7 protein-coding genes are annotated in these 7,273 nt (G+C 66.5%); 2 read left to right on the top strand and 5 right to left on the bottom strand.

The genetic code is table 11. From position 1 onward, the window contains the following. From ACREE8_RS18075 to ACREE8_RS18065, 3 genes are all read right to left on the bottom strand, one after another. Positions 1-453, bottom strand: a 453-nt coding sequence (locus tag ACREE8_RS18075; protein WP_431574397.1) for a GDP-mannose 4,6-dehydratase, incomplete at its 3' end; no start/stop codon positions are given. A 133-nt stretch (positions 454-586) separates the two neighbouring features. Beyond that, the gene (locus tag ACREE8_RS18070) at positions 587-1,318 is read right to left on the bottom strand and encodes a metallophosphoesterase family protein (protein ID WP_431574396.1); all 732 of its coding nucleotides are present in this window, start codon (positions 1,316-1,318) and stop codon (positions 587-589) included. Beyond that, on the bottom strand, positions 1,291-3,354 hold the full coding sequence (locus ACREE8_RS18065) for an HD domain-containing phosphohydrolase (RefSeq protein ID WP_431574395.1): 2,064 nt from the start codon (positions 3,352-3,354) through the stop codon (positions 1,291-1,293). Before ACREE8_RS18065 ends, ACREE8_RS18070 begins: the two co-directional genes overlap by 28 nt. Positions 3,355-3,701: 347 nt before the next feature. Between ACREE8_RS18065 and ACREE8_RS18060 the strand changes: the two genes are divergently transcribed. Together ACREE8_RS18060 and ACREE8_RS18055 are read left to right on the top strand one after the other, a co-directional pair. Next, positions 3,702-4,355 carry a transglutaminase-like cysteine peptidase gene (locus ACREE8_RS18060; RefSeq protein WP_431574394.1) on the top strand — a complete coding sequence of 218 codons (654 nt, stop codon included), beginning with the start codon at positions 3,702-3,704 and terminating at the stop codon, positions 4,353-4,355. Between the two features lie 45 nt (positions 4,356-4,400). Then, entirely contained in the window at positions 4,401-5,726 is a 1,326-nt protein-coding gene (locus tag ACREE8_RS18055; protein WP_431574393.1) for a hypothetical protein, read from the top strand. A gap of 207 nt (positions 5,727-5,933) precedes the next feature. Here ACREE8_RS18055 and ACREE8_RS18050 read toward each other — a convergent pair whose 3' ends face one another. After that, positions 5,934-6,509: an ActR/PrrA/RegA family redox response regulator transcription factor gene (locus ACREE8_RS18050; RefSeq protein ID WP_151175285.1), complete on the bottom strand. Its 576-nt coding sequence runs from the start codon at positions 6,507-6,509 to the stop codon at positions 5,934-5,936. Between the two features lie 54 nt (positions 6,510-6,563). Further along, on the bottom strand, positions 6,564-7,273 hold a 710-nt coding region (locus ACREE8_RS18045), incomplete at its 5' end, for an ATP-binding protein (RefSeq protein ID WP_431574392.1).

Here is a 7,273-nt window from a genome sequence, read left to right as displayed (position 1 = left end):
TTTGCCCTCGTCATAGCAGGCCCGGGGACCGATCGGGTTGACGCTGCCGCGATAGCTCTCGGGCTGCGGATGCACCTCGGGGTCGCCATAGACCTCGCTGGTCGAGGCCTGGAACACCTTGGCCTTGAGGCGCTTGGCGAGGCCCAGCATGTTGATCGCGCCATGGACCGAGGTCTTGGTGGTCTGCACCGGATCATGCTGGTAATGGATCGGCGAGGCCGGGCAGGCGAGATTGTAGATCTCGTCCACCTCGATATAGAGCGGGAAGGTCACGTCGTGACGCATCAGCTCGAAATTCGGGCTGTCCAGCAGATGCGCGACATTGTCCTTGGTGCCGGTGAAGAAGTTGTCGACGCAGAGCACGTCGGCGCCCTCACGCAGCAGGCGCTCGCACAGATGCGATCCCAGAAAACCCGCCCCGCCGGTGACGAGAATGCGCTTGCGCAACATCATGATCCCGAAACTCCCCTTACGCCCAATTCATCATTTGTAACAAGCCGGCCTTGTCGCCCGGTTAACCCGGGATCCGGCGGACCGACCTTGTAGCATCCCCGCCCCCCGGCCGGCGGTGGCAAGGAAGCGGCGCTCAGGTGACGAAAAAGCGCCGTTTCTCGCCTTCCAGCACCAGGCAGGTCAACCGGTCGGACGCGTAGGCACCGGTATCGATCCCGATCCGGTTGGCTCGGCTTTGCGGCTCGGCCGCGATCGAATGGCCATGGACCACGACCTTGCCGTGATCGGCATCGGAGCGCAGGAACTCGCTGCGAATCCAGAGCAGATCCTCGCGCCGCTGGTCGCCGAGCGCCGTTCCCGGCCGCACCCCCGCATGGGCGAAGAAATAGTCGCCTTCGCTATGGCTGAGCGGCAGCGATTCCAGGAGCGCGCGGTGGCGGGCCGGAAACAGCTGCTCGAACTGGCGGCGCGCCCGGACGTAGGAATCGAGCGCATCGACGCCGTAGCTTTCGAGCGTCGCGTCGCCGCCATTGGCGAACCAGACCGGGCCTGCGCTTTCATCGACCAGGAAGCGCAGCATCAGCTCTTCGTGATTGCCCAGAAGGGCGATGCGCTCCATGCCGGCCGGCGCGTCGCCGAGCAGCAGCTCGATCACGCCCGCGGAATCGGGCCCGCGATCGACATAGTCGCCGAGACAGATCAGCAGCGGATCGGCGATCGGATGGCGGTCCAGATCGGCCGCGATGCGTCGCTGCAGCATGGCGAGGAGGTCGGCACGGCCATGCACGTCGCCGATCGCATAAATGCGCCGGCCCGCAGGGAGGGTTGGTCCCCGCGTCAGGTTGCGCTCGCTCCCTGCTCCCATTCGGCGCGGCCGCCTCGATTGTCCATGTAGTTGACCAGCGCCGCGACAGCGCGCCGGTCGAACGCCTTGCCGACGTCATGCATCATCGCATTGATCGCGTCCTCGACCGTGAGGGCCGAGCGATGCGCGCGCGCGCTCAACATGCCGACGAAGGCGTTGGCGACGGTGATGACGCGCGCCGTGGGCAGGATGTCCTCGCCCTTCAATCCTGCCGGCACGCCGGTGCCGTCCCAGCGCGTCAAGGCCTGGCGCAAGGTTTCGGAGACCGGCCCGTCGAACTCGACGCCCTGGAGCAGGTCGCCCGAGGCCAGCATGGCGCGCCGGATCTGCTGGCGCTCATCCTCGCTGAGGTCCGCGCCCTTGGTCAGAAGCGCGGGGTCGATCAGGATCTTACCGAGATTCATCAGCTGCCCGGCCGTCTGGGCGGTCGCGATCTGCACCCGGGTCAGGCCCATCTCGGTCGCAATCTCGCGCGCCAGCTTGCCGACACGCGTGGAATGCTCGGCCGAGAAGGGATCGCGACGATCGACCACGCCGACCAGCGCATTGACGAGCTGGTCCTGCAGCCGCTCGCGCCGTTCGCGCTCGCGGAAAGCGTCGGTCAGATCCTCATGCGTCACCAGCACGCCGGCAGGCTCGCCGGCGCTGGCGGGTACCGGCACATGGATCGAATGCAGGACGCGGCCGGTCGGCAGCTTGCGCGTATCCTCGACCGGCTGGTCGGTCTCGAGCGCCTTCTTGTTGAGGGCCTCGATCGGCTCGGCTGCCGCCGGACCGATCACATTCTCCATCGGCTTGCCGACCAGATCGTCCGGTGCCAGCCCGGCGCGGTCGGCCGCCGCTTTGTTGGCGAAGCGGTATTTGTTGTCGGCATTGAAGATTGCGATCTCGGTCGGCTGGCTGTCGGTCACGAGGCGCAGCAGCCGGCGCTGCGATTCGAGCCGTTCGGCAGTGGCGCGATGGCGCTCTGCGGATTCGGCATAACGCCGCGAGGAAATGAGCCACCAGGCGGCGAGCAGGGCCACGGCCACGAAGCCCACGGCCAGCAGCAGCATGACCAGCAGGCGCGAGGCGCGGGCATCGCTGTCGGCCAGCGCTTCCTTGCGCTCGACCTCGTAGATCAGGGCCCAGGGGACATCGCGGAAGGCGCCGCGCGTCGCCGCCAGCACTTCCCGTCCGGAATGGTCGCGACGGATCGCAAAACCGCTGGCCGCAACGACCGCCATGGCCGCATCGAGCTCGGGGGTGTTCTTGTTGAGCCGCAGGCCCAGGGGCGGCGTGCCGTCCTCGAGCGGCGAGATATACTCGACCGTGTCGTCGCCCACCTTGCGCACCAAGACGTCGCGCGCGGTCTTCATGGTCTCGCCCGGCTGGCGCAGCAGCGGGAAGAGCTCCTTGGCCACCTGCTTGACGCCGACCACCAGGCCCAGCGCCTGCGAAGTCGTGTCCGCCTGGACGCCATAGACCGGCGCGGCAAAGGCCATGGCCGCCTCGCCGGTGGAATCGATGAAGATGTCGAGCACGCCGCGGGTGCCGGGCTTGAGGTTGAGGACGAAATCCTTGAGCGCGCCCTCGATCGGCGGCATGCCCGGGGTGGCGACCAGGACCTTGCCGTCCTTGTCCACCAGCGCCATGCCGGCCACGGCCGGCAGCGCCACATTGGCATTGACCTCGGTGGGCTTGGGCGCCGCGAAGCCGTCGCGTTCCGCCGCCACCGTCAGCAGGTTGGTCAGGTAATCAGCTTCGAACGGAGTCTCGCCGGTATTGTCGCCCCCGCTTTCGTCCGGGGTGCCGCCCGCCAGGAGTTGGGCCATGTAGAGCTGCAGCGAGGCATTGTTGGCGAGGCTGCTGACATCGTCGAGCTGGCGGGTGATCCAGGCCTCGATATCGGCCTTGCGGCTGTCGGCAATGATGCTGAGCCGCGTCTGCCAGGCGAGCAGGTCCTGTTGGCGCTGATCCTCAACGAATCGTAAAACCAGGAGAACACCGACGACCGCGACCGCCAGCAGGACGAACAGGCCGATTGCAAGGGTCACCCCCGCCTTGCGTCGCTGCCCGGCGGCTCTCGCTTCGATGTCTGACAAAAGAGTCCTCTCCCTAATATTGCCCCGGCCGCCCGCCGCCTCGCACCGGGCGGCGTGAACAATGCGGCAACTCGTCGGGCACACTGGAACATGGGGCCCGTTGCCCCAGTTCGTAATTCTACAGGTGCAATTTAGTCCGGCCGGGGAAAATCAACCAGTCCGGCGCGGACAATCTTTCCAGGGATCGATAGACTCTTAGCAATTAAGCACGCGTTAAGCACGTCCCTTCAAGCTAGAGCCGATGATCGCCCGGGGAACTTCTGGCGGGCCTTGATCGGTACAAACCGGGGTGTTCGGTCATGAATGGTGCGATCCGGCGGGTTCGGCATGATGCCGCGGCCCTCCTTTTCTCTGTCGTCGCCTTCGCGTTATTGGCTGTCGGCCCAACGGCCCATGCGGCGGGTTTCACCCCGTCCTTTTTTGGAACCAAGGAGCTTCACGGCACCAGCCTCAAGCAGTTTCCGAAATGGACCGGCGTGATGGATCGGTTCGCGAAGGAGCTGGCGGGCTGCCCGGCGAATCTCTGCAACACCAAGCTCTGGAAGAACATCATCGCCCAGGCCAAGGATATGGATCTCAAGACCAAGCTGAAGACGATCAACAACATCATGAACGCGCATCCATACATTCTCGATCAGGTGAACTGGGGCAAGCCCGACTATTGGGCGACGCCGTTCGAGTTCCTGCGCAAGAACGGGGATTGCGAGGACTACGCCATTGCCAAGTTCTACGCGCTGCGCGATTCCGGCGTGTCGACCGACCAGATGCGCATCGTCGCCTTGAACGATCTCAATCTCGGCCTCGGCCACGCGATCCTGGTGGTCTATGTCGAGGGCACGCCGATGGTGCTCGACAACCAGATTCAGAAGGTCGTCCCGGCATCCAGCATCAAGCATTACAAGCCCGTCTATTCGGTCAACGACACGGGCTGGTGGTTGCACCGTCCCGCCTGAGCTCTCCGGAGCTCGGCGCCGAGACATGACATTCAGAGAGAGACCATGAACGATCGCGTGCGGGATGGCAGGACAGTCGATCAGGAGCAGACGCTCCTCGATTATGTGGGGAGGCTGGAACGCTTCACCGAAGGCCGGCGCGCGGTCATCGTGCATCTCTCGGAGCTGCGCCCTTATAACCGGCGCGAGCATCATTTCCGCATCGCCGCCTCCTGCTTCGACAAGCTTTCCAAGAAGCATGAAAGCGCGCTGTTCCGGCTTGCCGCCGGCGACTATGTCTTCATCACCAAGGGCGCCACGATCGAGGAGCTCGAGGAGCCGGTCACGCGGCTGCGCTATCTCTTCAGCCTCGACCCGCTGCTGAGCCATGCCGGCACGGAGGAAGACAGGTTCTGCCACTGGTTCAACCTCGAGACCGACTGGGCCGATCTGAAGAAGGCGGCCGAAGGCGCGCTGGCGCAGCGCAAGGCCGCCGCGACCACCCAGCGCGACGCGAAGCCCAAGCCGCAGGCCGAGGCGCTCGATCCTCGCCGACTCGGTCAGATCGAGCAGACCATCGCCACCGCCGACCTCTCGCCGCTGGTCCGCCGCCAGCCGATCTGTCTCGCGATCGAGAACCGCCAGATCGAGCCGCTGCTGCTCGAGATCTTCGTCTCGATCGGCGAGCTCGGCCGTGCGGTGATGCCGGGCGTCGATATCGCCGCCGACCGCTGGCTGTTCCAGCATCTGACCCGCCTGCTCGACCAGCGTGTCCTGGCCCTCTTGAAGAGCAAGGGCGAGATCGACCCGAAGCGCGGCTTCTCGCTCAATCTCAATGTGGCGACCGTGCTGTCGCCGGAGTTCCAGGAGTTCGACCGCATCGTCGGCGCCGAACGCGCCAGCGCCGCCGTCATCGAGCTGCAGCAGATCGACATCTATGCCGATCCGGGCTCCTACATCTTCGCCCGCGAATGGCTGAAGGAACGCGGCTACAAGATCTGCATCGATGGCGTGAAGCCGCTGCTGCTGCCGATGGTCGACCGCGAACGGCTCGGCGTCGATCTGGTCAAGCTCGAATGGACGCCCGACCTCTCCGCCAATCTCGACAACCGCGTCGCCCGCGACGTCCAGGAGGCGATCGACCGGATCGGCCGCGATCGCGTGATCCTGTCGCGCTGCGAAACCGAATCCTGCCTCGAGCTGGGGCAGAAGCTCGGCATCACCATGTATCAGGGGCATCACTTCGACAACATGATGCGCGCCCGCGCGACCGGCGGCGCGGCAGCCGCCGCCGCGGCACCCGCCGCAGCGGCAGCGGGAGCGCCGGCGGCTGCAACGGCCCCGGCTGCGGCAGCGCCCGCCGCAGCCCCGGCTCAGCGCCAGGCCTCTTAGCTCGAATAGCGGACGGCTTCACGCCTCTCTAGTCATGCCGGCCCCCGTGTCGCGCCGTAGGCGCGCATGAGGACAGGCTGCAGCCGGCAGCCATGAACACGGACTTTCGATCGTTAAACTGGATCGACGGTGTTCATGGATGCTGACCTTCGTCAGCATGACGACTTCGTCAGCATGACGACAAGGCGCTTGGCGCGCGCCCTGTCGTCAGGTGCGGGGCGCGTATTTCTGCAGGATGCGCTGCAGCGTGCGCCGATGCATGCGCAGGCGGCGCGCCGTCTCCGACACATTGCGATCGCATTGCTCGAAGACGCGCTGGATATGCTCCCAGCGCACGCGATCGGCGGTCATCGGCTGTTCGGGTGGCGGCGGCAGCGCGTCGCCCTGCTGCTGGAGCGCGGATTCGACCGCATCGGCATCGGCGGGCTTGGGCAGGTAATCGAGCGCGCCCTGTTTTACGGCCGCGACCGCGGTCGCGATATTGCCGTAGCCCGTCAGCACCACCACCCGCGTTTCCGGCCGCGCATCGCGCAGCGCCGTCACCACATCGAGCCCCGATCCGTCGCCCAGCCGCAGATCGACCACGGCGAAGAGCGGGGGCCGCGCCTTGGCGGCGGCAATGCCGGCGGCGACGCTGTCGGCCTGGGCCACGTCATAGCCGCGCCGCTCCATGGCCAGCGCCAGCCGCTGCCGGAACGGGCCGTCATCGTCGACCAGAAGCAGGGTTCGCTCCCCGGCCGGAACCTCGGCGGGGCTGGCGGCGGATACGGGCTTATCGGTCATGAACAACTCCTCGAGACGCATGCGCGTCGAGATGGGGTCCCGCGAGCCCGGATTCTAGTCCGTATCCGAAAGCGGGCCGCGCGGCCACTCGATGGTAACCTGAGCGCCCCCCTCGCGTCGATTGGCGAGGCTGACCTTGGCGCCAGTCCGCGCCAGCAGGGTTTCGGCGATGAAGATGCCGAGTCCCATATGTTCCCCGCCCCGGCCCTGGTCGCCCCCGGATAGATAGGGCTCCCCCAGATGGCCCAGCAGGTCGGAGGGGAAGCCCGGCCCGTCATCGGCGATGGTCATGGTCAGCTGCCCGTCGCGCCACAGCGCCTTGACCTCGACCTGGGAGCGCGCGAACTCGATCGCGTTCTGCAGCAGGGTCCCCAACCCATGGAGGATCTCGGGCCGCCGCCGCACCTTAGGGGCCATCGTGCTGCCGTCGCTGTTGAGAACCAGTTCCTGGATGGTCAAATCCACATCGTGGCGGCGATGCGGCGCGGCGGTCGTCTCGATCAGTTGCTTGACCCCGATGGCGTCGAACGGCGTGCCGCCGCCGACCTCCGGCTTCGCGGCCAGACTCGCCAGGATGGCGCGGCAGCGCTCGCTCTGGCTCAGCAGCAGCTGCACATCGTCCTTGAGCGGGCTGTCGGGCGGCAGATCGCGCGCGATCTCCTTGGCCACCACGGCGAGGGTCCCGAGCGGGCTGCCGAGCTCATGGGCGGCAGCCGCGGCCAACGCCCCCAGGGCCGAAACCTGCTGCTCGCGGTCGAGCGCCA

Source organism: Hypericibacter sp., assembly GCF_050729195.1.
GTDB lineage: Bacteria > Pseudomonadota > Alphaproteobacteria > Dongiales > Dongiaceae > Hypericibacter.
This window is presented reverse-complemented; position numbering and strand designations above follow the sequence as displayed.